Below are 24,417 nucleotides of genomic sequence, written 5' to 3' on the forward strand. Positions count from 1 at the left end.
GTCGGGGTCAATCATTGAAATCACTGCGCTGGACGTTCAGGCGCGCGAGGCGATATATCAATGTGCGCAGCGGCAGGCCGAGTTCGCGGGCGGCGCGGGTCTTGTTACCCGAATGCTCGCGCAGGCAATCGATCAACAAACCTCGTTCGATCTGCTCCATTCGCTCACGCAGGTTGATTCGGCCGCGCTCGGAGGGCGGGTCGATGTGCAGCGCAAAATGCTCGATAAGCAGTTCGCCGTTCTCGCACAGGAGCACAGCCCTTTCCACGACACTCTTGAGTTCACGGACATTGCCCGGGAAGCCGTAGGCAGCCAGGTGATCGAGCGCTGCGTCTGACCAACGCACAGGATCACGCTGCAGGAGTGCGCAAGCCTTGCCAGCAAAATGCCGCGCCAGTTCGATGATGTCGCCGTCGCGCTGACGCAACGCCGGTAATTGGATCGGAAATTGTGCGAGGCGGTAATACAGGTCTTCGCGGAATTTACCCTCCTCCATCAGCTGCTTGAGGTCGCGGTGAGTGGCGGCAACGATGCGTACATCGACGTGATGAGTGTCGTTGGACCCCAACGGGCGAATTTCGCCCTCCTGCAACACTCGCAACAACTTGGCTTGCAGGGACAACGGCATGTCGCCAATTTCATCGAGCAACAGCGTGCCACCGTTGGCCGCGTCGAACAGCCCGGCACGGTCCCGGTCGGCACCGGTGAACGCGCCCTTGCGATAGCCGAACAGCTCACTCTCCAGCAGATTCTCGGGAACCGCCGCACAGTTCTGCACGATAAACGCCTTGGATCGACGCGGGCCGTGGTCATGGAGGGCCCGAGCCACCACCTCCTTGCCGGTGCCGGTTTCACCCCGCAGCAAGACGGTATAGGGGCTGTGCAGCACTTTACTGAGCAATGAGCACGTCTTGCGCATCGCCACGCTCTTGCCGATCAGGCCATAGCTGATGCCACTCGGCAGGCTTGAGGTAACGGATACGGACTCGGCGACAGGACGCTGCAGGCGCTGCAGCAGATGCATCTGGCCAAGGGCAAAGACCCCGAGCTGCCTTAGGGATTCAGCAACCCCATGCAGGTCGAGGTGCTGATCGCTGGCACACAGCAACAGGCCCCCGACACGATCCTGCGGGCCGACCAGGGGCATGCACAACAGTGACTGCCAGGGTGTGGCCCGGGTTGGCAGAAAGCGGGTTTCGTGCACGCTGTCGCCCAACGCGCCGAGGCACACCACACGGTTCTGGCCCAGGGAAAACTGCAGCAACTGCTCAGCGTGATAATCGGAAGGCAGGCTTTGCGGATCACGAAACTGCAACTGGCCTTCCAGGCATTCGGTGTTCATTTCCAGGCGGGTACCGGTGGCATCGAGCACGTACAACTGCACCAGCTCACAGCCGCTGAGCCGTGCCACGCCCTGGATGAACTGCCCCACCAACACCGCACCGTCCGTCAAGCGTGAGAGGTTGAAGAACTGCGCCAGGAGTGCTTCGGCATAGTCCAGCGGCTGCGAGAGCGTCTTGAACATGGCGCCCATCTCAGGAGAACTCGCACGCGATGCTGGCTTCACCCTTGAGTACCGCATGTACATGCCGTAGCGGCTCGCCACCGGCCATGGCCGCGAGCAAGCGGTCGGCCACCAGCGGCATCAGGTGTTGGTCGAGCAGTTGGTCAATCAGCCGCGCACCACGGTCATTGCGGCTGCAGCGCTCGACCAGGTGACTCACCAGATACCCGCAATAACTGAAGCCCAACTGCCGACGACGCAACCGCTCGCCCAGGCGGTCGAGTTTGATTTCCACCAGCTCACGCAACACCGGCCCACTGACCGGGTAATACGGGACCACGCACATGCGAGCCAGCAACGCTGGCTTGAAATGCTCGCTGAGGATCGGGCGAATGGATTCTTCAAGGCGCTCGGCGCTTGGTTGTGCGCCGTTTTCGCACAGTGCGTCGATACGTTCACTGCCCAGGTTCGACGTCATCAGAATCAGGGTGTTGCGAAAATCAATCTCCCGCCCTTCCCCATCGTTGGCCAAGCCCTTGTCGAAGATCTGGTAGAACAGGTTCAACACATCGGGGTCGGCTTTCTCGACCTCATCGAGCAACACCACGCTATAGGGCTTTTGCCGCACGGCTTCGGTGAGCATCCCACCTTCACCAAAACCGACGTAGCCCGGCGGCGCGCCGATCAGCCGGGAAACGGTGTGTTTCTCCTGAAACTCGGCCATGTTGATCGTGGTGATGAACCGCTCACCGCCATAGAGCAGGTCGGCGAGGGCATGTGCCGTTTCGGTCTTGCCAACGCCACTGGGGCCTACCAACAGAAATACGCCCACCGGGGCATCGGGTTTGTTCAAGCCTGCTGCGGCGGCGCGCATCGCACGATCAAGGGCCCGCACAGCCGGTTCCTGCCCACGAATACGCGCACGCAGGTCCGTGGCGAAACTGGCGACTTTCAGATTGTGCTCGCGTGCCAATTGCGCCAGCGGTACACCGGTCCACGCGTTGATCACCTCGGCTATCAGTCGCGGGCAAACTTCGAAGCTGACCAGACGCTCCTGGGTTTGCGCGGCCACCAGCGTGCCGTATGTTTGCTCCACCGCCGCTTCCAGGGCTTCAATACTGAGGGCTTGATCCACTGCGCTTTCCCGTGCCCTGGCCAATTGCTGACGCAGCGACAGCAAACGCTCCGCGAGAATTCGTTGCTCGGTCCATCGGATTTCCAGCGTTTGGCACTCTTCTTCGATGGTCGCCAGACCTGCCTCCAACGCTTCCAGCGCCTGAAGGTCAATGGATAGGCCCGCCTCGGCATCGCGCCGCAGCGCCCGGCGTTGGCGCTCGCCTTCGGCCAGTTCGCCGCGCAATCGCTCCAGACTTTGCGGGGCAGCGGCCAGGCTGATGCGCACGCGAGCGCAGGCGGTGTCGAGCACGTCCACGGCCTTGTCCGGCAACTGACGACCGGCCAGGTAGCAGGCCGATAATTGCGCTGCCGCGACCACCGCATCATCACGCAGGTAGATGCCGTGACTGTTTTCGTAAATACGGGCCAGGCCACGCAGAATGGTCACCGCTTCGCTGACGGTCGGCTCGTGCAATTGCACCGGTTGGAAACGACGGGCCAGGGCCGGGTCTTTTTCAAAGTATTTTTTATACTCGGTCCAGGTGGTGGCCGCGATCGTACGCAGCTCGCCCCGGGCCAAGGCCGGCTTGAGCAGGTTCGCCGCATCGGCACCTCCGGCGTTGTTGCCCGCGCCGATCAAAGTATGGGCCTCGTCGATGAACAGGATGATGGACTTGGGCGAAGCCTTGACCTCGTCGACCACCCCCTTGAGACGACGCTCGAATTCCCCTTTGATGCTGGCACCGGCCTGCAGCAGCCCCATATCCAGCGAAAGCAGTTCAACGCTCTCAAGCACCGGGGGTACGTCCCCGGCAACGATGCGCAACGCCAATCCCTCAACGATGGCGGTCTTGCCCACCCCCGCCTCACCGACCACGATTGGATTGTTTTTGCGGCGACGAACGAGAATATCGATCATCTGCCTGATTTCGTCATCGCGACAAAGCACCGGGTCGAGTTGGCCTTCGCGGGCCTGTCGGGTCAGGTCATGGGTAAAGCACGCCAGCAGAGAGTCGTCCGGCGTGGCGGGCTGGTCGGCAACCGGTTGAGCCTGTTGCGACAAGGCGAACGCTTTCAGCCGATCGACGTTCAGTCGGGTCAGCAGCGCCAGGTAAGCACTCCCGGCGTAGCGGAGCGGATTGCGCAGCAGCGCCAGAATCAACGCGGCTTGTCCGACCTGACTGTGGCCGAGTTCGAGATTGGCCACCAGCAGCGCATCCTGCAACCACTGCACCAGTTCCGGGGCGAATACCGGGTTGCGCGAAGCACTGTGCCCCATCCGCGGTTGCAAGGCCGCGCCCAGTTCGCCGGCACTGACCTGGGCGTCCTGCAAGGCACGCGCGAGCAGCCCCTGCGGACGCTCCAACAAGCCCAGCATCAAGTCCTCCACCAGGACCTTGTCTGCGCCGCGGGCCACGCATTGCTCGGCCGCGCGCTCCAGATCACGCCTGGTTTCGGCGTCCAACGCCTGGATCAGTTGCTGAAGGTCAACGTTGATCATGTCATCCATTCCTAATGAATTTTGCTGCCAAGGGTCACCATGCCATCGGCGCGCTCGTGTCCCAGCCAACTGGTCCATCCCAGGCGGCAGGTGTTCTGTTCACCGATGCACAGCTGACGAATCTCCTGCTGGCGCAGGACCAGGCGAATGTCATATTCAAGGGGATCACGCAGGGTGAATCGCACCAGCGAGCACAACGGCTGGTAACCGCTTCCGATGGGCAAAAATTCGTGGAAACGCTGCCAGTCCAACTCGCAGATATGGATCCGGAACTTGCCGCTGCGGTCGCGCACCCGCTCGCCGAGCACCAGGTCCTGGCTGAGCAGGCTATTGGCGCTTCCCAGGCGATTGCGCTGTTCCTCAAGGATGTCCACATGCCGCTCGATGCACTGTTCGAGGTTCAGTTCGGCGTGCTTGAAGTAATAACGCAGTACGGCTTCGATCAGCGCCGCCGAATGGGCACGCAGGCTCAGCAAGCCCAGGTATGGCAGCAGACGTTTCCAGTTCAGTTGACTGGCCTTGCGAATCTCTTCGCCCCCCAAACCGATCAACGCGTACAACTGTTCGGAAAATGGATCTCGGGCACCGCTCTGAAAACTTGCGCAGTAACGGTACTTGCGCCAGATCGGCAACATCAGCCGTTGGAGACGATGGTGAAAGACATCGAGGAAGTCCCGTGTCGGGTTGTTCTTTTCCTCCCCCAGGGCCTGCTCACCATAGAACGCCGGCAGCGGCGACCCCGCCCCCACCAACCCAATCAGGTTCAAGCACAGACGCGCCCGCACCTGGCCGTGTTCTTCGAAAAACTCCACACGATCAATGTCGCTGGCCGGGAACCCCAGGCTTGGGTTGGCCTGGAATTCCAACCGGTCGTACAACGCGTCGTCATCCAGGCCTGGGCGAGCCTCGCGCAGCCGATCAATGACCAGCAACACAGCCTGGAATAACGAGTACTCGCGTATTCCTCGTGTCAGCACGCTCAGAGAAGCGGCTGTTGGCCCATGCGGGGTGTCCATTGGTACACCTCTCCCTGTGTGCTGTTCACCCGCAGTTCGTGGTACGAATTGAGGCTGGCATACAACGCGAAGAACTCGTTGAGAACCGAGGCGAAGACGAACAGGTCGCCCTCGCCGATGTAACCCTGCGGGTCGACGGTCAGTTCGGTGCGCAAGCCACGCACCGGCAAGCCCTGGTGCAGGCGGTCGACGTGCTGGTGCCGGATCGACTTGAGCCCCTCCAGCAAACGCTTGCTGACTTTCTCTGCCTGCTCGTCGTGGTAACGCGGAAAATCGTAGCTTTCGAGAATCACCTTGAGCGCATTGACGTCTGCCAGTGACAGGTAGTTGAGAGACATGTTGCTGATCAGCTTCCAGAGGAAGTCGTGATTGAGTGGCGGCGCGAAGCTTGGCGTGACGGGGCCGATGTTGCGGAAACTCAGCCCCTCGGGGCTTTTTTCGCCGGGTTGGTCGATATCACCCGGCTTGAGCTGGCGCGGCAGGTTCCGGTTGGTACACATCAACTCGATGGACAGGGTTTCATGTGGGTGAGTGTGTCGGACACCAAAGCCCAGGCAAGTGTCCAGACCGCCGTGCAACAACGAAGGTCGCTGACGAACGCTGTAGTAGGGGCGGCTGTGGGGCACATCGAAGCTTGAATCGTGCTCGAAAGACTCGAACGGCACATAGGCCTGATAACCCAGGCCTCCGGGGGTCCAGCCAGTGACGCTTTCGACCGAAAACACGCCGCAGTGCGCCTGGTCGTAATCGGCCGGCAACAGCAGATACTCATCCTGTTTGCCGTCCAGGCGGATCGGCTGGGCGTCATGCTTGAACAGATTGACGATCGGCGTGCAGTACAGCTTTATGTTATCCAGCGTCGGACGCATCCGCTGGATACCACTTTTGCCGATGTCGAAGCGCAGCTCCAGGCCTCGCATCTGTTCGATGTTGCCACGCGGCAAGGCGTTGATCACGTCCAGGCCATCGATGTCGACGAACAGGAACTTGTCCTGGAAAGCGAAATACTCTTGCAGGTAGCGATAGCCGCGAAATGTATTCAGAGGATACGGGACCAGTGCTTCCTCTTCGGCAAACCCTACCGGCTGCACACGGTCGGCGGGGAGCCTGAACGTGATTGGACTGCCATCCGCAGCCCGCAGGGCCACACCAGTGCCGTCCAGCGGGATCAACTCGATAACCTCAAGGTTACGTAGCAGGCTGAGATAGAGCATCTGGCTGATGTAGCGCTCGCCAGTCAAGTGCAGGCGCAGACGGCTCAGTTGCAGCTCGCCTAAATGACCGTCGCAACACATCTCCAGATGCAGGCTCAACAGCGACCCCTCCCCTTTCAAGGAGTAACTCAACCGAGTCAGATCAAGCGCAAGGACTTGCGTGGGGTAACACGTCAGGAAACGACAACGCACCTGCTGGACAGGCTTGCTTTCGACCGGAGTATCGCGCTCGACCCGCAACGCGGGGCCGGATCGCTGCAGCGGATCGAACTGTAAAATGCCGAAGGCTGGCAAAGGCCGCATGTAGTTCGGCCACAACAGCTGCATCAGCGAATGGCTCAGCTCCGGCAACTGGTCATCAAGCTTCTGGCGCAGTCGCCCGGTCAGAAATGCAAACCCTTCCAGTAGCCGCTCTACATCCGGGTCCCGTCCAGCCTGTCCCAGAAAGGGAGCCAGCGCCGGGTTACGCTCGGCGAAACGTCGACCCAACTGGCGGAGCGCTGTCAGCTCGCTCTGGTAGTAATGATTGAACGACATCAGTGGCTATCCTTGACCTTGACCTGACCGCTGCCGTCCAGACACGCGGAAAAACTGACCTGCCGCTTGATCCCTTCCACATCCAGCAAGGCGTCGATGCGCAAGGACAGGCGAAGCTGATTGGCGTTACTCGGCATTGAAACGACACAGACGTTGCGCAGACGTGGCTCGTAGGTATTGATAAAGGTCTCGATCGCCTTGCGGGCCTGGCTGCCCGCATCGTGCAGGCTCAAGCGCATGTCATTGAGGTCCGGCAGCCCGTAATCCGCGAGCGTCTGCACGCTACCCGCCCGGGTGCTGAGCATCTTGGCCAGATGCGCAGCCACGGATGTGACGACGCAGGCCTCGCGGCTCAAACCCGCACGCTTTTTAGCATCACCGGCCAGGCGCTCGAAAAGGCTGCCGTAAGTCATGGGTGCTTACGCCTTGTCCAATTTGCCAACCAACGACAGCGTGAAATCGGCGCCCATGTACTTGAAGTGGGGCCGAACGTTGAGGCCAACGCGGTACCAGCCCGGCTCACCGTCCACGTCACTGACAACGATCTTCGCCGCACGCAATGGACGGCGGCCGCGGACTTCGGCACTCGGGTTCTCCTGGTCGGCCACGTACTGGCGGATCCAGTTGTTGAGCTCACGCTCCAGGTCCGTACGCTCTTTCCAGGACCCCAATTGCTCGCGCTGCAGCACCTTCAAATAATGAGCCAGGCGATTGACGATCATCATGTACGGCAACTGGGTGCCGAGTTTGTAGTTCAGCTCGGCATGCTTGTCCTCGGCACTGTTACCGAAGAACTTCGGTTTCTGCACGGAGCTGGCGGAAAAGAACGCGGCATTGTCACTGCCTTTGCGCATGGTCAGGGAGATGAAGCCTTCCTCGGCCAATTCATATTCGCGACGGTCAGACACCAGCACTTCGGTCGGGATCTTGGTTTCGATTTCGCCCATGCTTTCGAAGTGGTGCAACGGCAGGTCTTCGACCGCGCCACCGCTTTGGGGACCGACGATGTTCGGGCACCAGCGAAATTTGGCGAAGCTGTCGGTCAGCCTCGTACCGAACGCATACGCCGTGTTGCCCCACAGGTAGTGCTCGTGGCTGTTGGCAACGGTTTCCTTGTAGACGAACGACTTGACCGGGTTCTCTTGGGGATCGTATGGGGTGCGCAACAGGAAGCGCGGTACGGTCAGGCTGAAATAGCGGGCGTCTTCCGATTGACGGAAGCTCTGCCATTTGGCGAATTGCGGGCCTTCGAAATGATCTTTCAGGTCCTTGAGGTCCGGCAGTCCGGTGAAGCTCTCCAAGCCGAAGAATTTCGGACCGGCCGCGGCGATGAATGGCGCATGGGACATGCAGGCGACACTGGACACGTACTGCATCAATTTCACGTCCGGCGAGCTTGGGGACATGAAGTAGTTAGCAATGACCGCACCCACCGGCTGTCCACCGAACTGGCCGTACTCTGCGGTGTAGATATGCTTGTACAGGCCCGATTGCATGACTTCCGGCGAGTCCTCGAAGTCGTCCAGCAAATCATCCTTGGACACATTGAGCATTTCTATCTTGATGTTTTCGCGGAAGTCGGTGCGGTCCACCAGCAACTGCAAACCGCGCCACGCCGACTCCAACGCCTGGAATTGCGGGTGGTGGAGGATTTCGTCCATCTGGCGACTGAGCTTGGCATCGATTTCGGCGATCATGCGGTCGACCATGGCCTTCTTGACCGGCTCGCCGCTGTTTTGCGGCTTGAGCAACTCCTCGATGAACGCGGATACTCCGCGCTTGGCAATGTCGTAGGCTTCATCGTCCGGGGTCAGGCGGGTCTGGGCGATGATGCTTTCCAGAATGCTGTAATCCGCGTTGTCCTGGCTCTGCTGCTGCACTGCATGGGTACTCATGTTTCGGCTTCCTTGGCTGAAATAATCAAGCGCTCTTCGCTGTGGTATCCAGACCCAGCTCATCCAGTACGCGGCGGCGGGAATCGTCGTTGGCGAGTACGCCTTCGATGGCTTTACGAAACGCCGGCGCGTTACCCAATGGGCCCTTGAGCGCTACCAACGCGTCGCGCAGCGCCATCAGTTTGTTGAGTTCCGGCACTTGCTCGACCAGGCTCGCCGGGTTGAAGTCTTTCATCGAGTTCAAGCGCAGCTGCACCGCCAATTCCTCAGTACCGCCTTGTGCCTGGAGACGATTCGGCACGTTCAGGGTCAGGCTCAGCGCTTGCTTGGCCAGCACTTCGTCGAAGGTCATTTTGTCGATGCCAATCGGCTTGCGATCCTCGACCTTGCGTTCGTCCTTGCGGTGGGTGTAATCACCGATCGCCAACAATTTCAACGGCAGTTCAATGTCCTCCTGAGCACCGCCGGTGGCGGGTTTGAAGGTGACGTTGATGCGTTCCTTAGGGGCGACCGAGCCTTCTTTGGCCATGACCTTCTCCTTACAGTTTGGGACCCTGGGGCCTATTCAATGACCCGTTCCAGGTCGAGGTGACACAACCTGCGATGGGTCTCTTCCTTGCACTCACGTACAGAGTGGTTCTGTGGCAACAACTCGCAGCAACTGTGCAACAGGTGCAGCACCTGCAGCTGCAGGAGGGGTTCCCAGATGTTCAGGCCTGCGTTTCGTAGCGTCTGATCGAGTACCTCCAGTTGAATCTTGGTGAGTTCGTATTTCCTGGCTGAGAAGCACAGGCGAGCCAGCGCGAACTGCCAGAGAAATCGCTCGCGTGTCCCATGGGCGCCTTGCATGGCTTGCCTGAGCGACTGAACGGCAGGTTTGAGACCGTCCTTGCGCAGGATCGCCTCGGCCTCCTCCAGCGCCAGTTCCCAAGGCGCATGGTTGTCGGCGACATCGGCTATGGGTGCCCCGCCGGGGCTTTGCAGGTGAGGCGTGACCTGGGTAGTGATCCAACCCCGGGTGGCCGCGTCGGCGAACGGCGTACCGTCATGCCAGCGCAACTCGATAATGCCCGGCAGGCGCTTGATGAATAACGCGAAGTGGACTTCCACCTCACTCATGGCCAACTCGGCGTTCAGCCCTTGCAGGCATTCCCAGGCAAGCCTCTGGCCATCGAACCAGAACGGCGCCGTCCCCAGGCTCGCCTCGATCTCCACAAGCAGGTCTGCGTAATCGCCCTGCTGGAGACGGTCCTGATAAGCCTTGAGTTTGTCCGCCGGCAGGCCACGCAACTGGGTGACCTGCTCGGCGTTGCGCTCGGGCAATACATCGATGGCCAGCCAGAGCATGGTGCGATTCAGGCGCAGGGCACGAGCGTCAGTCGCTTTTTGTTTGAGCCACCAGGTGCATAACGGCCGCGCACCTTCCTGCTGGGCACGCAAGGCCTTGTGGGCTTCCTTTTCATTTTCGATCGGAGTGCCGGACGTGAGCAGCTGGGTGGCAACGTGCTTTACCTGAGCCACAACCGTTCCAATGGCACCAGTCTGCGGCAGGTTTTCGGTGGCCCGCTGGATCATGGTATTGAGGCGCCGACACAGCGGCAGCAGTAGAGGCGCGTCATCACCCAAGTGGGTGGTGCAAGCAGCGTCGAGGCCTTCCAGTTGTTCCGCCAGATGACGGAACAGCGGCAACTGCTCCTTGATCGCAATGTCATCGCCGAACGCTTGCTCCAGGCGAGGCATCAACCAATTGATGCTGGCGGCACGGGTTCGATTTTTGAGCGGATGGATGTCCAGCCAATGGTGCCGGCATAAATGCTGCAAAAGTCCGAGACCCGCCAGCAACCCCTGGAACGACTCACGCTGATACAGCGCCCATACCAGCCAGGCCACCACCCGCAGATCCTTCGACTGGGTGCGCAATAGCGCTTCACTTGCCTCAAGAACCTTCAGCCAGTCGACATGGCCACTTTCGTGCATCGACTGGGCTTTGTTCACCTCGCGTTCCAAAGCTTCGTATTCATTTGAAAAACGCACATCCGCACCCGCAAAACTCTCCTTGGACACAGGAGTTTTGGCGAGCGCCAGATAATGGACGGACAGTTTTTCGGAATACGACATTCACGCCCCTGCTAAGACAATTCGGTTTGTGGCATGGGTTGTTTGGACAGCATGATTATTGAAGGTAAATATTCAGTTTCGATTGTAGGAAGTTTCGCCAAACATAATCCAGCCACTTCCCCCTGAACTCACACCGCTTTTTTACCAGTCGAACGCCGCGAAGAATGCCAAGGTTTTCAGGATAAAAAAGTAGGAGCTTTCCTTTTTTCAAAGAAACAAATCCAAATAGACATTCGCTGAAACATCCGAAGACGAAACGGTCGTTGACAACGTTTGACCATCCAGTCCAGGAAACGAAAACCACTTCAAATTATTTCATTCGCAACCTCTTTCTCTTCCAGAGAAAAGTCCTACATCCTTTTCTTTTTTTACCAGCGCCTGCGCGCGCATCCATCAAGGCTGCTTCACTGAGAGCAGGAGTCAAAGCCACAGCCCAAGGACGCTCGCATGTTCCATACCCTTGATTTGCCCAGCTTCCGTCTCACGATTACGGACCTCAAACATGATCTCCAAGTCGTGGCCTTCAAAGGTTACGAAGCCATCAGCGCACCCTATTCGTTCGACATTGAACTCGTCAGCGAACAAAGCGACATGAATCTGGAGAGTTTATTAAACAGACAAGCCTTTCTAACATTCGATAAACAGGGAAGCGGTGTTCACGGCCTGATTTATCGCGTAGCACAAGGCGACACCTGCAATCGCTTGACTTACTACAAAGTAAGATTAGTGCCACGACTGGCTTACTTGGAACACCGCACCAATCAGCGAATTTTTCAACAAACCAGTGTGCCGCAAATCATCACAACGATTTTCAAGGAGCACGGCATTCTCACGGATGCCCATTATTTCCAGTTAAGTGCAAGTTATCCGCCTCGTGATTACTGCGTGCAATATGGAGAGTCCGATTTGCACTTCATTGAACGCCTGTGTCACGAAGAAGGCCTGCATTACCACTTCCAGCACAGTGGATCGGGCCATCAGTTGGTATTGGGTGATGACCAGAGCGTGTTTCCCCGACTTGAACAGCGCACTGTTTATAAACACGACAACGGGATGGTTTACGACGAACCGGTTATCCATCGGTTCGGCCTGCGGCTGGAGCCCCGAACCAGCCGCGTCACGCGCCGTGATTACGATTTCAAGAAATCGACACGCCTATTGGAGAGCAGTTGCCAGCCCAGCCGCGAAACGGTCCGGCCAGACTTGGAGGCCTATGAATATCCGGGTGACTTTACCCAGGAAAAGCGCGGCAAGTTATTGAGCCAGAGGACCTTGGAGCGCCATCGCGCCGATTACGTCCAGGCTGAAGGAAAGAGCAGTCAGCCGGCGCTGACGACGGGACACTTCCTGGCATTGAGTGAGCACCCTCGCCAGGAATGGAATGACCTATGGCTCCTGACCCAGGTGCATCACGAAGGCAAGCAGCCGCAGGTGCTGGAGGAAATGACTTGCGACACGGGTAGGCATAAAGACCACTTCAACCAGGGCTATCGCAATCGCTTTGTTGCCACGCCTTGGAGCTCGATCTTCCGCTCGCAGCGGGTTTATCGAAAACCACGTATATCGGGCAGCCAGACGGCAATCGTCACGGGGCCCAAGGGTGAAGATATCCACTGCGACCCGTATGGCCGGGTCAAGGTCCGGTTTTTCTGGGATCGTGCGGGACACCTCGACGACGGCAGCAGTTGTTGGTTGCGAGTCGCCTCCAACTGGGCGGGCAACCGCTACGGCGGCGTCACGACCCCGAGGGTGGGCATGGAGGTGCTGGTGACCTTCATGGAAGGAGACCCCGACAAGCCGTTGATCAGCGGGTGCCTGACCAATAGCGCCAATGCGGCACCCTACCCGTTGCCGGCGCACAAGACCCGCACGGTGTTTCGTTCTTGCAGCTCGCCGGGCAGCCAAGGCTTCAACGAGTTGCATCTGGAAGATCGCGCAGGTCAGGAGTTGATCTATCTGCGGGCCCAGCGCGACATGGAACAGAAAATCGAAAACGACAGCCGCCTGGAGATTGGCAACGAACGGCGAGAAACCATCAAGGGCAACAGCATCACCGTGCTGCACGCCGAGGAACATCGGACCACGGCCACCGACCGCTCGGTCCAGGTCAAAGGCAATGATTACCTGCGCGTCACCAACCGACATACCCGCGTCGATCAGACAATGGTCGTCGAGGCCGGGCAACACGTGCATATCAAGGCGGGTGCCCATCTGGTCCTTGAAGCAGGTGCGACCCTCAGTTTGAAAGCCGGTGGCGAGCACATCGTGATCGACCACAGCGGTGTCTACAGCAGCAGTGCAATCCAGCTCGGCGGCGCGCCCATGGCCAGTATCACCACATCGTCGTTCACGCCAGGCTCAACGGATCCCTCGCCGGAGCTCGCCCCCACCCAACGTGCCCTGATGGCGGCCAGCAAAGCAGCGGGACTGGATTTCTGCCCTGTCTGCGAGGCTTGCCGTGAGGGTTTCTGTCCAACGGAAGCCGCCGCATGACTCGCTCATTCCCGCACCGATGGCTGATCGAGCAGCAACGTCTCGGGCATGCCTTGTGCGTCGTCCTGGACTCAGAAAATGAGCACCCCATGCGCCAGACACTGCTCAAGAGGCGTCGTCCCGACCAATACCTGAGCATCTACGCCCAAACCCCGGTTGCCGAGCTGGGTGGCGCCGGGCCCTTTGTGTTCAGCGTCGAGCGGCCCGGCGACTAACCTATCAATGAATTGCTCAACCGACCGGACAGCCACTGGGGATGGCTTGCCAGCCTTCCCCAAGGGGGCCTGCCAAAACTGGTGGAGCACTGGCGTGAGCGGTTGATCATTGGAGAACGTCCTCATCAGGTACTGTATCGCTTCCATGACAATCGAGTCCTGGCCCGGGCGCTCAAACATTTGCCCGTTGAAGCCTATCCGGCTTACCTCGGACCGGCGCTCAGTGTTTGCTATTGGCAGGACACGGGTTGGGCAAGCACGGGCAACCCGGCACCTGGGACATATCCGGTGCCTGATTCACCTCTTTGGTTGCAGATGCCTGCTACCCCGCAACAAGCAACGCAAGCTCGCCTGCTCAATGCCCGCCGTTTCCTGTTGGCCGAGCATGTCCAGGCCTTCGCCACACTCGCCGAACAACAGGACCCGGAAATGTGGTTGCGCGCCACGCTCGATCAGGCCGGGGCATGGCACTGGCAGACGCCTGAGCAGTTGGAGTTTTTGCTGATCCAAGGCCTGCAAGCTCCCGCCTGTAGTCGGGCGTCGTACTGGCAAGTACGCCCGGCCGAAAAACCTGACGAGCATTTTGAACGGGTGCGCCTGATGACGGCGTTCTGCCAAGGAGACGCGCCGCTATGAACCTTGCCCTGCGAATTGCCGCTTTGAACGGCTGCCTGGCGATGACGACAGGTTGTGCCGACAAACATCCGAACACGTTTATGTTCACGGCAGATTTGCCGCCTGACTTTGCCTATCGTGCGGCGGTGTACTACGTCCCCGCCCCAGGCGAAACCTGCACCGTCGAGACTCGATATAACAAAGCACCGGTGTTCAACAGGGCGTGGCGCGAGGCCTACAAACCTGATTCCGAAATCGTCATTCGCCGCACCCGCATGGGCTGCCCGCTGGTGATCAATCGCATCGAACTCGAAATCCACTCCGCCTACGGCGAGGATTGGAGCGATATCAGTCAGGACTCGGCCAATGTCGTGATTCGCGATGACCTGGAAGAACACTACAAAGGTGTTTTCAGCGAAGCGGGTGAAAGCACTTTCTACGGCCAATGCCAATGGTTGTTCCGCACCTCAGGCAAGCCTCGCATCCTCAGGAAAATCCTCGACTGCAAAAAAACCGACCCACAGGGCGAGATCGGGCGCGGGCGCCCTTTCTCGGCGTACACCCTTGCTCAGCTCCCGGGTAAAACCGTGAGGATGAAGATCAACTTGGCCCGCGAAGAAAGACCTTACATGGGTGATACCTGGGTGAAGGTGCCGAACGGCTGGAAGCGCTGCATGGGCGATAGTTTCGAAGACCCATACGCATTTTGTTTCGGTAATCACAAAGACTTCAGCGGTTTTCAGATGCCCGACGGACGCAAATGCACTATTTACCCCGGTTGTACGGAATAAGGAGATCACGTATGACGTCGTTTCAAAAGGAATTGGAATCAAGGCTGAGCAGCCGCAATCTGAGCTGTCCTGTAGGGGGTAGATGGACCAGCTTTCAACTCGTCGATGAATTGGGCTGTGGTGAACCCTATGCGGGGCTGGCCTATGTCGCTACCGATTCGGAAGGACAAAGATATCCGGGCAATCTGGATACCAGGGGTATCGGCAAGGTCACCAATCACTACGCCGGGCCCATTGCCCTTACCTTTGAGCAACCGTATCAAGGGGAGGAAAAACTCTATATCGAGCTTCAACGCAGAGCTCACTACCCCCTCAAGATCACTGAACTGCAAGTTCGCGCCGAGCAAACCCGCTACCTGAACCCAAACGCCACCCGCACCCGGGAAAACCCGGCAAAAGCCTGCGCAGACGACTTTTTCCAGGTGGAAGTGCGGCATCTGGTCGAGCACGTCGCCCATTTGCCACCCGAGGTGTACCGCCATTACCCGCACCCGGTAGGGCCGGCACGACTGATGGGCGAACATGGCAAGCTCGGCGTGGCTGTGATGCCGCAAAAACACACGGTGCTAGAAATACGGCCGTTGCGTGCCCTGCGGCCCATGCTGTCCACCGCCTCAGCATTCTGCGCGCTCAACTTGTACCAGTTGGCCCTGATGTCGACACTGACCTATTGTGCCTTCGGCCAGAAACCCGACAAGGCTCCGATCACAACAGCGGTGAGCTTCCCTCGACAGCCAAGCGTGGGGAACTGGTTCGCCGATGCACTGGCCAAGTCCGAGGAACTCGGGGAGTGCTATCCAGGGCAAAGAAAACCCTACTACCCGCTGTATGAAGACGTGCCCTACTCCAGACGCCTGGAGATCGTGCCATTCGACCCGGCCCTCTACGGGGTCAACGATCCCGAATTGGGGATACATCAAGAGCATCCCGCCAACGTCCATTTTCTTGACGACACCGGCGAGGAAGACAGCACGGACACCCAGGCCTACATCACCCACAACGACGAGCTGATCCTGATAGCCGTGCGTGGCACCCAGCAACTCGCCGACTTCCTGCGCGACACCGATGCACGTCAAGTGCCGTTTGAGGAAGGTGTCGGCCAGGTGCATCGAGGATTCTATGGCGCCGCCAAAAAAACTGCGGCCTTCGTGACGAGCTATCTGGACCGGTTCTACGCCGGGCAAAAACTGCTGATCTGCGGTCACAGCCTGGGCGGCGCAGTGGCATTGCTGCTCGCAGAAATGCTGCGGCGCAGGCCGGAAGGCTACACTCTCCAGCTCTACACCTATGGCGCACCTCGCGCCGCCGATGCCACCTTCACAAAAAACGCCGAATCCCTGGTGCATTACCGAATGGTCAACCACAACGACCCGATACCCAGCGTGCCCGGCAGTTGGATGAATACCAAAGGAAGCGTTTATGGCACAGGATTGGCCCTTGCATTCGCCAACGTACCGGTCGGCCTTTCCGTGTTCGTCGCGGGCATCACTCGCTGGACGGGCGAACCGTATGAACACCACGGGATCTTGCGACATTTCCTGCCGGTGGAGTTCGATCGCAAGGAGCGCTCTTCGATCCTGTGGATGCCCCGTTGCGACACCATCACCCAACACGCCGCCTGCGAGGTGGCCCTCGAGCATAAACATGGCCTACCGGACCGCCCGGCATTACTGGCCCAACTCATCCAGACCGGCAACCATTTCATGCTCCCCAGCTACATCCCCGCCTGCTGGGCGACCTTGCGGCGCTGGCAGGAAGCGCACACAACCGGAAGCCCACTGGCGACAAAACGCGAATATGAATGGATCGACAATGCGCTGGCACGCATTACCCAACAGCTGCGTGATGCAGAGCGCTCCCTGGCGGGACGGGGCGCACCCAATGGACGTAGCGAAAGCGACATCAACATTGCGCTCATTCGCGAGGTCGACAAGCTGCACAGCACCCGCGCGCGCCTGGCGACGCTGCGCACTGCGTCGGTCAGCGAAAAAGACGTCTATGGGAGCTTGTCGGAACACCCCGAGCAACTGGCACAAAACCTGGCCCGCTGGCAGGCACACCCGGAAAACAGGGAGGTGGAGCAACTGGCGATGGCACCGACCAGGGCTGACGACAGTGAATTGATCCGTGGTGCTCACGGGTACGCCATTGGTGAACCGTATACGCTGGATCTCGATTCAATCGTTTGACCGGCGCAGCCGCCCCCGAGCGAGGAGCAAGCACCGTCGCCAACCAGCTACAAGCCCGTCCTAATGCGCCCAGGATCCTTATAGGTCAAAAAATGATCTATGATTAGCTTATTAGGCTTATTTAGCTGTTCAGCTAAACACCTAGTTTGAGCTAAGGTATTGCTTCTCGCAGAGGTTTTGCTGGCCAGCTAAAGATGGGATTGGAGCTAAGATATGGAACGACATCATGATTGGGACTCCAAGCTTGAGGGTCAGGTCTTGGATAGCTTAGAGCACAGTCTCACTGACGCCTTTGGTCACGAGGCACACGTTAAAGTGCACTCAGGCCTGGATTTTTATCATGGGCATGAAGGCCTAAACGCAAGTCCCGACGGTGTGATTGAGCTGAGCATGTCAGCTAAAGACCTAAAGATCCTCGTCGAGGTCATTGGCAGTGCTTACCCCCGAGACATCCGAGACGCAGTCTGGCGCCTGGACAGTTTTGAACGAAATCGCCTCCGCGATGTGGATAGTGTCCGGATGATTGCAGCGGAATCGCTGAGTCCTGGCGCAAAGAAAGAACTGAAAGAGAGAGACATCGCATTTTTTGAGCTAGGTGGAAGCCTCTACCTAAAACATGGCCACTGGCTAGTTGATATACAGCGGCCATCAAAACCCAACACCTCAAGGCGAGCGATACAGCTTTTTACAGGTGCTCGCGAAAACGTCATTCATTCGCTGCTAATGCACAGTCATGAATGGCTGACGGGAACCGAGCTATCGAATTTGGCAGAAACCTCTCAGTACACCTGCTCACTGGTGCTTCAAGAGCTAACGCAGCGCGAATGGTGCGAGTCTGTAGGTGGAGGGCCGACCCGCCGGAGACGGTTGGTCAACCCTGGAGCCTTACTCGACGCGTGGGCCGAGCAATGGCAGGCGCGAGCACGTGAGAACTCATCCACTTGGTATACGTTTGTGGAAAGCTCAAAGCACCTACTTGCCCGGGTTGCAGAAACGGTTGCCGAAAAGCAGGTCGATTATCCATGGGCATTCACAGGGACCGCTGCTGGAAACGTATTCGCCCCCTTGCTCACAAGCACAGACACCGTCGACCTGATTGTTCCTAAGGGGTATACGCAGGACATGGCGGATATGCTCGGGCTCAAGCCCGCAAAAAAAGGGTCGAACGTAACCATCACTGAGCGTGAAGGCGCTAGCTTGCTGTTCAGGCAGCCGCACCCTGAATACCCTGCATATTTTGCAAGCCCATACATTCTGTATCTTGATCTCCTTGATGGTAGAGGGCGAAACAAAGAGCTGGCTGAGCACATCAGGAATTTTTTGGAGATTGAATGGGCAAGGAATTGAAACCCCGCACGGCTGCGGGGTACGACGCTGATGTGACGCACGCCTGTGAGAGGACCTTGCTTACGCTACTCAGTGCGTTTGGTAATTTGAAGGACACATTGCGTTTAGTCGGCGGCCTAGTGCCTCGCTACCTGACTCCAGAGGCGCCACCAGAGGTGCCAACGCATGCGGGTACGTCTGATGTAGACATTGTGCTGAACCTGGAAGTCCTAGCGACCGGCGACGAATACGTTAGCCTTGCCGATCAGTTGAAGGCGCGAGGATTTGTACGTTGGGTCGAGAATGGAAAACCAACGTCTTGGAGATGGCGCAGACAAGTTGATGAGCATATTGAGGTCGTCGTAGAGCTACTGCGTGATGCCGGTGACGAGCAACCTGGAAAGGCCGTAAGCGTCAGCGGTGAGCAGGTCTCAGCACTCACCATTAAACACGCCAGAATCGTGCACGACTGGTATCAAGAAAAAGAGGTCGGTGCTCAACTGCTCGACAGTGGAGGAATGTCGGTCGATATCATACGTTTTGCAGACGTGCCTGCATTCGTGATTCTGAAAGCGCTTGCCCTTGACCAGCGGCAAGAGAACAAGGATGCAGCGGATCTCATCCATGTAGTTCGGTACTCAGGCTCACTTGAAAATGTTGCCAGGCTTTTTGTCGAGCGAATTCGCACGGGGCGGCATGGAGAGGCCGTAAGCGATGGGTTGGCTGCATTGGCCCGGCGCTTTGGCGATGATCATTTCAGCGAAGGTTTTGAAAAGGTGGGGGCAGTCGCATACGCACGGTTTCATGGCGGCGAAGATGAAGACGACCTCATTAGCGCACAGCGTTATGCGGCAGGCTTAATTCAAGGCTTGCTCGCAGAAATTGAAGCTCAAATGGCCTGACTTCAGGTTGTTCAAACACCTTGAGACTGCACTCTGGCATGACCGCTGTGCTGCCGCCATCGCGAGCAAGCTCGCTTCCACAAGGCGGTAGCGGTAAACGCGCATTCTGTGGCGAGGGGATTTATCCCCGCTGGGCTGCGCAGCAGCCCCAAAAAAACCGGAGCATTCCTACAGAAAAACCGCTGCACCAGCGAGCGGGAACGAACTCCTTCGCCCCGAATCTTGGGCATTACGAAGGCTTGTTTATTCTCCCTCCGCAACGCTTCCGCCAAGCTACGAATCCTTGCGCCATTGCCTACAACTACGCCAGAATCCGCCCGCTTGTGCGCCTTGCCCCCGGGTTCTATCGTTTCCCTGCCACTGCCCATCAGTGGTCGGGCTTGGCGGCCCGTTACACGAAAGGCGCAACAGCCCCTCTCAATAGGATTGCGATGCCTCTGGCATTGGCACTCCTACGTTATGGCGGGTTGCGCAAGGATCCCTTCGGGGATGCCGGGTTCCTTTCGTTCCGGTCCGCCAACCTTGTGTAATCCGTCACCCCATCTGCTTGGCGGCAGACGGTGATGGTTCCTCTTACGAAAGGAGCTCCACCATGTTCAAAATCACACCAAATCCCCCCGAAGCAGATCGCACCTCTGCGTCCACCCAATCCAAAACGAAGAAACAAAACGAAGCAGAAAAGCGCGCCTTGGATTACTACCTGCTACCGAAACCGGAAAAGTCCGAAGATGCATCCAAACCGGACCAGCTCTTCACCGTGGCAAAAAATGCCGACAACGAATGCCTACTCGCCAACCTCAGCGAAAACCTGGCATCCGCCGACGCGATGATCAGCAACCTGGCTTTCGACCTGGAAGGCCCCCGCCGCCACATCGCCCTCGGCATCCAGCAACTGATTGAACTGAGTTCATTGCTGGCAAACCGAGTGCTGGATAACGTCGACCCACGCTAGTCGCTACAGCATCAATCCCGTGGCGAGGGAGCTTGCTCCCTCGTTACGGATCGCCTACACCTCAAAAGCATGCATGTAACCCGCTGCCGCCTTCGCGAGCAGGCTCGCTCCCACAGAGAATTGGTGGAGGGCGTCTGTTCGGTGGAACTCTGCTTTACTATTTTTCAGGTGTGCTGCGAGTTAAGAAAAAATCAGAAAAACCGCCTCAACTGAAGATTTTCTTGGCCCACTTAAGAAAATCCTGACCAAGGGCAGAGAATTAAGGATTTGCCACGGATACGCGGCTGGACGCCTGTGGACTACAGGAATCGTGAAAGGCATCGACGATGCGGTCGAATGAACCTCAAATCACCTTAGCGACATCCCGACTGACATAACGTCTGTTTCATTCTCCCCATGATGAATCTCCCTCTAGCCGCGGACTGCAACCGGCCATATGAGATCACGTGCCTTCTCTGCGACCTGAATGAATGCCTATCGGATAGGCAGCAGAGCGCCAAAGGCCATGAAAAACCCACCACACACTCGATTGAAGCGCCGCCCAGCCCGCGCCATCCAAGGGCGCACCCGGTGGGCTGCACTGGCAACTAACCATTCAACTGCAAACTCCACGACGGCATAGGTCAATGCCATGACCGTTGCCTGCAGCACTAAGTTTTTATGCGGATCGATGAAGGGCGTGATGAACGCTGTGAAGAGCAATAGCGCTTTGGGATTTGAGATGGCAGACAGCAATCCTTGGCGAAACAGAGACCAATCGCTCAATTTGGGAATCGCTTCCAAAGAGAGCGCTACCGGCTCTGATCGCCAAAGATTGATACCCAGCCAAATCAAATACAGTCCGCCAACGATTTTCAGAGCAGTAAGCCAGACGAGAGACGTCATTAGCAGAGCGCCCAGCCCCAGAACGCAAAGTGCAATCATCCCGACAAAACCGATCACTCCTCCGCTGATGGTAAACAGCGTCTTCCGGTTGCCATGAAGCGCTCCATGGGTCAGTACGAGCAAGGCGTTGGGGCCGGGAACTACCGCAATGCCAGCGCAGGTGAGTAGATACAGCAACCAAGTATCGATTTGCATGGTTTCTCCAGATTGAAGTCGACAGTGCGGCATACAAAGCATGGAGCAGCTGCAACTGGACGGAAAGCGCATATTCTGGCAATCAACCATTCGAATATCGAATAGAGGAAGTGAGATGGCCCTTGGGGATTTGCAGATCGACTGGCTCAAGTGCTTCGTTGCAGCGGTGGATTCCGGATCACTGTCGAGTGCTGCCAGCGAAGTCCATCGATCTCAGTCTGCGGTCAGCATGCAGCTCAAGAAGCTTGAAGCTGCCCTGGGGAAGCAGGTACTCATCAGAGGGCCTAGACACCTTCAGTTGACCGAAGACGGCCAACTGCTCTTGGGCTACGCCCGACGCATGCTTGCGTTGCATGCAGAAACACAGGCGGCCTTTCGGGACGATCATTTGACCGGGCTGATTCGGCTGGGCGTCGCGGAGGATTACGCCGCGCATTACCTCACACCTGTCTTGAAACGCTTCGCTCCTCGGCATAGTGGCGTCGACATTGAACTGACATGCGAGCAGTCGACCGCCCTCATTCCTCGCATCAACAGTGGAGAACTCGATCTGGCCTTGGTTTCGCGTGATGATTCAAGACGGGGTGCATTCATTTTTCAGGAAACGATGGTCTGGGTTGGCGCGGCGCCATTTGAGTTGTGGCGCAGAGATCCACTTCCTATTGCCGTCTATGATTCCGCTAGCCTGGCACGGCGCAGTGCCGTTGAAGCACTCAACAAACAGGGTCGGCGATTCAAGGTGGTCTACAACAGCTCGAGTCTGGCCGGTCAGATTGCTGCGGTCGAAAGCGGGATTGCTGTTGCTGTGCTGACCAAGTGCACAGTACCTATGCATCTTCAAATCCTGGGGCCAGAACATAATCTCGGTCCGCTGGAACCAATGGATGTTGCGGTTTACCGGAGCAAAGCGTCGCAGGGGTCCAGGGCAGTTGATAGTCTGCGGGGCTTTCTGATCAAAAACCTTCGTAACCACACCGCTCCAACGAGCTGACTGACGACCGCCCACGTCCGGTCAAACACAGCCGTTCCTGTGCGGCAGGTATCGGCCAAGAGCGGACGTTTCGAGCAGAGAAATAAATCTGTTCTCTTTTTCCAATGGACATCACCGCGGCGTACGCAGGGCTATCGCGTGGTGCGCGCAGCGCTCTCTACAAAGGCACCTGAGCACTTGGCGCCGCGCAATGAGGCGAAGCACGGACTTCGCGTACGCATAAGGTTATGCCTGAGCCAATGCATTAATGAACCACTCGTAGAGTGCCTGTGGGTGGTATTGGGGAAAATACACAACTAGCGCGGTTGTAGTTACAAGCACAAGCACCACCAACAGCCCGGTAAGTAGCGTTACCAACGTCGAGAGAGGTGGATTGGGCGGGCCGTATTTATTCATCGCTTTACGCCCCGGAAGCATGATGAGCGGAAGCGTTATCACAAAGCCGATAACAGGGACCAAGCAGAGAATTCCCCATATCGGACTCCAGCCTAGATCACGTGCCCTGCGTACCAGTAGAGACACGTCGAGCAGGATGGCAGGAACGACAACGGTGACACCGACTATCAGCAAAACCACCAGTTCATGGCGCAACCCCACCATAAAGAACGCCAGCAAAATGCACGGAAGAACCACCGCCAAGGGCACATGAATCAGCCAGAAGCGCGCCAGAGAAATACGCCCGGAAAAATCTAAAATCCTGGGTTTTGAAAACGTGACAACCTCGTCGTCAATCAGTTGGGCGTCGCCCGGTTGGTATGGGTTTTCGATTTCGCCGCTGATGCTGCCGAAAACGGGTTCTATTCTTGCCATTTAGTGCTCTTCCCTGTGTTTGATGGCGCTATTCATGTCACAACGTTTACGCCTCGTATCTAATCGAAGGCCAGCATCAAACTCAAGCAAAGACGCTATCGTGCAAGAGGGCTGTGTGCACCACAGCATGTGTGGGTCTGTCACATGGTGGGCGCAGTACACTTATGACAGCGAATTGATCCGTGGTGCTCTCCGGTACGCCATTGGTGAACCGTATACGCTGGATCTCGATTCCATCATTTATCGACGCCACCACCCATACGACGGCTGCGCCGTCGAGCGGGAGCAAGTTCACTCGCCACAGGAGATGGGTGGCGGCTGATACATCTGCGAGGAGTGAAAGGCTGTCATCGCGAGCAAGCTCGCTCCCACAGAGGATTGGTGGTGGGTGCCCAGTCAAGACACGTCTTGGACCCATCAACAATCACATCGCAATAAAATAACCATAATTCATATTATGAACCACAATTGACTAAATGGTTTTTAAGGTAGACGATGGTCCATCTCTTCTACTTCGGAGGAGCTTTTCCAGAGTCATTCCCTATGAACGATGTTGAAAAGGCCGAAACGGTCTCCTACACGCTGCGTAATTTGAGCAGCAGCCTGGACAGGACCATTGCCGCTGTCGCCAATACCCTTGGCAAATCGAAAAACGCCTTGATCCTGGAGACCTTGGAGCGGGAGTTCTACGCCTACATCTCCACCTACGCCCGGTCGAATCTGCTGGTTTCGGCGATGGATGCCGAGCTGGCGAAAAAGTTCGGCATCGAGATTCTTTCGGAATGGTATGAAAGCGACCACACCATTCGGTACGACCGCTACCTCAGCGGCGAACTCAAACTGGACAGCATCGATAAGGTGGATGCTATGTTCAAGGCGAACCTCCCATTGCTTGAACTGCGTGCCAAGCAACTTATAGACAAAGGTTACTTCCGGCTGCCACGGGGCATCTCTTTGACGTTTGCCGTGTTCATTGAGATCGCCAAGCAAGATGAGGCTCTCGTTCACAAGATCTACAGAGGGGCGTTCGGCAACACTGAGGATTTCTACGCGTCCTTGAACGCAATACGTGCAGCCATTTCGCTTCCCGCTATCAAACCTGAATAGCCAATGCCCAGGGGGCTTCCCCCGTTAACCCGCGCATTCGTTCAG

Annotated in this window: 20 protein-coding genes and 1 pseudogene; 11 read left to right on the forward strand and 10 right to left on the reverse strand. The window is 57.6% G+C overall.

What is annotated here, in order from left to right:
* Positions 1-7 precede the first annotated feature (7 nt).
* The 8 genes from BLU85_RS14170 to tssA are packed head-to-tail and all read right to left on the reverse strand — an operon-like array spanning position 8 to position 10,901.
* Positions 8-1,525 carry a sigma-54 interaction domain-containing protein gene (locus BLU85_RS14170; RefSeq protein WP_092200551.1) on the reverse strand — a complete coding sequence of 506 codons (1,518 nt, stop codon included), beginning with the start codon at positions 1,523-1,525 and terminating at the stop codon, positions 8-10.
* A 10-nt stretch (positions 1,526-1,535) separates the two neighbouring features.
* Entirely contained in the window at positions 1,536-4,121 is a 2,586-nt protein-coding gene (gene tssH, locus BLU85_RS14175; RefSeq protein ID WP_092200454.1) for a type VI secretion system ATPase TssH, read from the reverse strand.
* Positions 4,122-4,132: 11 nt separating this feature from the next.
* Positions 4,133-5,137, reverse strand: a complete 1,005-nt coding sequence (gene tssG / locus BLU85_RS14180; protein WP_092200451.1) for a type VI secretion system baseplate subunit TssG — start codon at positions 5,135-5,137, stop codon at positions 4,133-4,135.
* Positions 5,101-6,888, reverse strand: a complete 1,788-nt coding sequence (gene tssF / locus BLU85_RS14185; RefSeq protein ID WP_092200448.1) for a type VI secretion system baseplate subunit TssF — start codon at positions 6,886-6,888, stop codon at positions 5,101-5,103. Before tssF ends, tssG begins: the two co-directional genes overlap by 37 nt.
* Positions 6,888-7,301: a type VI secretion system baseplate subunit TssE gene (gene tssE, locus BLU85_RS14190; protein ID WP_092200445.1), complete on the reverse strand. Its 414-nt coding sequence runs from the start codon at positions 7,299-7,301 to the stop codon at positions 6,888-6,890. Before tssE ends, tssF begins: the two co-directional genes overlap by 1 nt.
* 6 nt (positions 7,302-7,307) lie before the next feature.
* The gene (tssC, locus tag BLU85_RS14195) at positions 7,308-8,783 is read right to left on the reverse strand and encodes a type VI secretion system contractile sheath large subunit (protein ID WP_092200442.1); all 1,476 of its coding nucleotides are present in this window, start codon (positions 8,781-8,783) and stop codon (positions 7,308-7,310) included.
* A gap of 25 nt (positions 8,784-8,808) precedes the next feature.
* Positions 8,809-9,312: a type VI secretion system contractile sheath small subunit gene (gene tssB / locus BLU85_RS14200; protein WP_092200439.1), complete on the reverse strand. Its 504-nt coding sequence runs from the start codon at positions 9,310-9,312 to the stop codon at positions 8,809-8,811.
* A gap of 32 nt (positions 9,313-9,344) precedes the next feature.
* Positions 9,345-10,901, reverse strand: coding sequence for a type VI secretion system protein TssA (gene tssA, locus BLU85_RS14205; protein WP_092200436.1), 1,557 nt, complete (start codon positions 10,899-10,901; stop codon positions 9,345-9,347).
* A 447-nt stretch (positions 10,902-11,348) separates the two neighbouring features.
* Here tssA and BLU85_RS14210 point away from each other — a divergent pair, with 447 nt between their 5' ends.
* From BLU85_RS14210 to BLU85_RS14240, 9 genes and pseudogenes are all read left to right on the forward strand, one after another.
* Positions 11,349-13,394 (forward strand): type VI secretion system Vgr family protein, encoded by a 2,046-nt coding sequence (locus BLU85_RS14210; protein WP_092200433.1) that lies wholly within the window; start codon positions 11,349-11,351, stop codon positions 13,392-13,394.
* Positions 13,391-13,609 carry a hypothetical protein gene (locus BLU85_RS31735; RefSeq protein WP_371914240.1) on the forward strand — a complete coding sequence of 73 codons (219 nt, stop codon included), beginning with the start codon at positions 13,391-13,393 and terminating at the stop codon, positions 13,607-13,609. The genes BLU85_RS14210 and BLU85_RS31735 overlap by 4 nt, the downstream gene beginning before the upstream one ends.
* A 12-nt stretch (positions 13,610-13,621) precedes the next feature.
* Positions 13,622-13,786 (forward strand): annotated as a pseudogene (locus BLU85_RS31740) (DUF4123 domain-containing protein); the annotation flags it as partial.
* Between the two features lie 111 nt (positions 13,787-13,897).
* Positions 13,898-14,245: a hypothetical protein gene (locus tag BLU85_RS31745; protein ID WP_371914241.1), complete on the forward strand. Its 348-nt coding sequence runs from the start codon at positions 13,898-13,900 to the stop codon at positions 14,243-14,245.
* Complete coding sequence (locus tag BLU85_RS14220) at positions 14,242-15,015, forward strand: hypothetical protein (protein WP_092200430.1); 774 nt, start codon at positions 14,242-14,244, stop codon at positions 15,013-15,015. Before BLU85_RS31745 ends, BLU85_RS14220 begins: the two co-directional genes overlap by 4 nt.
* 11 nt (positions 15,016-15,026) lie before the next feature.
* Positions 15,027-17,204 (forward strand): lipase family protein, encoded by a 2,178-nt coding sequence (locus BLU85_RS14225; RefSeq protein ID WP_092200427.1) that lies wholly within the window; start codon positions 15,027-15,029, stop codon positions 17,202-17,204.
* A gap of 213 nt (positions 17,205-17,417) precedes the next feature.
* Positions 17,418-18,551, forward strand: a complete 1,134-nt coding sequence (locus BLU85_RS14230; protein ID WP_092200423.1) for a type IV toxin-antitoxin system AbiEi family antitoxin — start codon at positions 17,418-17,420, stop codon at positions 18,549-18,551.
* Positions 18,536-19,432, forward strand: a complete 897-nt coding sequence (locus BLU85_RS31410) for a hypothetical protein (RefSeq protein WP_092200420.1) — start codon at positions 18,536-18,538, stop codon at positions 19,430-19,432. The genes BLU85_RS14230 and BLU85_RS31410 overlap by 16 nt, the downstream gene beginning before the upstream one ends.
* 592 nt (positions 19,433-20,024) lie before the next feature.
* Entirely contained in the window at positions 20,025-20,384 is a 360-nt protein-coding gene (locus BLU85_RS14240) for a DUF6124 family protein (protein ID WP_092200417.1), read from the forward strand.
* Between the two features lie 474 nt (positions 20,385-20,858).
* Here the strand turns inward: BLU85_RS14240 and BLU85_RS14245 are convergent, their stop codons facing one another.
* Positions 20,859-21,464, reverse strand: a complete 606-nt coding sequence (locus BLU85_RS14245; RefSeq protein WP_092200414.1) for a LysE family translocator — start codon at positions 21,462-21,464, stop codon at positions 20,859-20,861.
* 115 nt (positions 21,465-21,579) lie between these two features.
* On the opposite strand from BLU85_RS14245, the gene BLU85_RS14250 reads away from it, so the two are divergent.
* Positions 21,580-22,455, forward strand: coding sequence for a LysR family transcriptional regulator (locus tag BLU85_RS14250; protein ID WP_092200411.1), 876 nt, complete (start codon positions 21,580-21,582; stop codon positions 22,453-22,455).
* Between the two features lie 225 nt (positions 22,456-22,680).
* On the opposite strand, the gene BLU85_RS14255 is transcribed toward BLU85_RS14250, so the two are convergent.
* Positions 22,681-23,265 carry a DUF805 domain-containing protein gene (locus BLU85_RS14255; RefSeq protein WP_092200408.1) on the reverse strand — a complete coding sequence of 195 codons (585 nt, stop codon included), beginning with the start codon at positions 23,263-23,265 and terminating at the stop codon, positions 22,681-22,683.
* A gap of 543 nt (positions 23,266-23,808) precedes the next feature.
* Between BLU85_RS14255 and BLU85_RS14260 the strand changes: the two genes are divergently transcribed.
* A complete protein-coding gene (locus tag BLU85_RS14260; RefSeq protein ID WP_092200405.1) occupies positions 23,809-24,372 on the forward strand; it encodes a hypothetical protein in 564 nt (187 codons plus the stop codon).
* The last annotated feature ends 45 nt before the right edge of the window (positions 24,373-24,417 follow it).

The organism is Pseudomonas sp. NFACC14, from assembly GCF_900106885.1.
In the GTDB taxonomy this organism is placed as follows: Bacteria; Pseudomonadota; Gammaproteobacteria; order Pseudomonadales; family Pseudomonadaceae; genus Aquipseudomonas; species Aquipseudomonas fluorescens_AA.

Coding starts and splice junctions, on each gene's coding strand:
- BLU85_RS14170 (WP_092200551.1), bottom strand. CDS start 1,525: ATGTTCAAGACGCTCTCGCAGCCGCTGGACTATGCCGAAGCACTCCTG.
- tssH (WP_092200454.1), bottom strand. CDS start 4,121: ATGATCAACGTTGACCTTCAGCAACTGATCCAGGCGTTGGACGCCGAA.
- tssG (WP_092200451.1), bottom strand. CDS start 5,137: ATGGACACCCCGCATGGGCCAACAGCCGCTTCTCTGAGCGTGCTGACA.
- tssF (WP_092200448.1), bottom strand. CDS start 6,888: ATGTCGTTCAATCATTACTACCAGAGCGAGCTGACAGCGCTCCGCCAG.
- tssE (WP_092200445.1), bottom strand. CDS start 7,301: ATGACTTACGGCAGCCTTTTCGAGCGCCTGGCCGGTGATGCTAAAAAG.
- tssC (WP_092200442.1), bottom strand. CDS start 8,783: ATGAGTACCCATGCAGTGCAGCAGCAGAGCCAGGACAACGCGGATTAC.
- tssB (WP_092200439.1), bottom strand. CDS start 9,312: ATGGCCAAAGAAGGCTCGGTCGCCCCTAAGGAACGCATCAACGTCACC.
- tssA (WP_092200436.1), bottom strand. CDS start 10,901: ATGTCGTATTCCGAAAAACTGTCCGTCCATTATCTGGCGCTCGCCAAA.
- BLU85_RS14210 (WP_092200433.1), top strand. CDS start 11,349: ATGTTCCATACCCTTGATTTGCCCAGCTTCCGTCTCACGATTACGGAC.
- BLU85_RS31735 (WP_371914240.1), top strand. CDS start 13,391: ATGACTCGCTCATTCCCGCACCGATGGCTGATCGAGCAGCAACGTCTC.
- BLU85_RS14220 (WP_092200430.1), top strand. CDS start 14,242: ATGAACCTTGCCCTGCGAATTGCCGCTTTGAACGGCTGCCTGGCGATG.
- BLU85_RS14225 (WP_092200427.1), top strand. CDS start 15,027: ATGACGTCGTTTCAAAAGGAATTGGAATCAAGGCTGAGCAGCCGCAAT.
- BLU85_RS14230 (WP_092200423.1), top strand. CDS start 17,418: ATGGAACGACATCATGATTGGGACTCCAAGCTTGAGGGTCAGGTCTTG.
- BLU85_RS31410 (WP_092200420.1), top strand. CDS start 18,536: ATGGGCAAGGAATTGAAACCCCGCACGGCTGCGGGGTACGACGCTGAT.
- BLU85_RS14240 (WP_092200417.1), top strand. CDS start 20,025: ATGTTCAAAATCACACCAAATCCCCCCGAAGCAGATCGCACCTCTGCG.
- BLU85_RS14245 (WP_092200414.1), bottom strand. CDS start 21,464: ATGCAAATCGATACTTGGTTGCTGTATCTACTCACCTGCGCTGGCATT.
- BLU85_RS14250 (WP_092200411.1), top strand. CDS start 21,580: ATGGCCCTTGGGGATTTGCAGATCGACTGGCTCAAGTGCTTCGTTGCA.
- BLU85_RS14255 (WP_092200408.1), bottom strand. CDS start 23,265: ATGGCAAGAATAGAACCCGTTTTCGGCAGCATCAGCGGCGAAATCGAA.
- BLU85_RS14260 (WP_092200405.1), top strand. CDS start 23,809: ATGAACGATGTTGAAAAGGCCGAAACGGTCTCCTACACGCTGCGTAAT.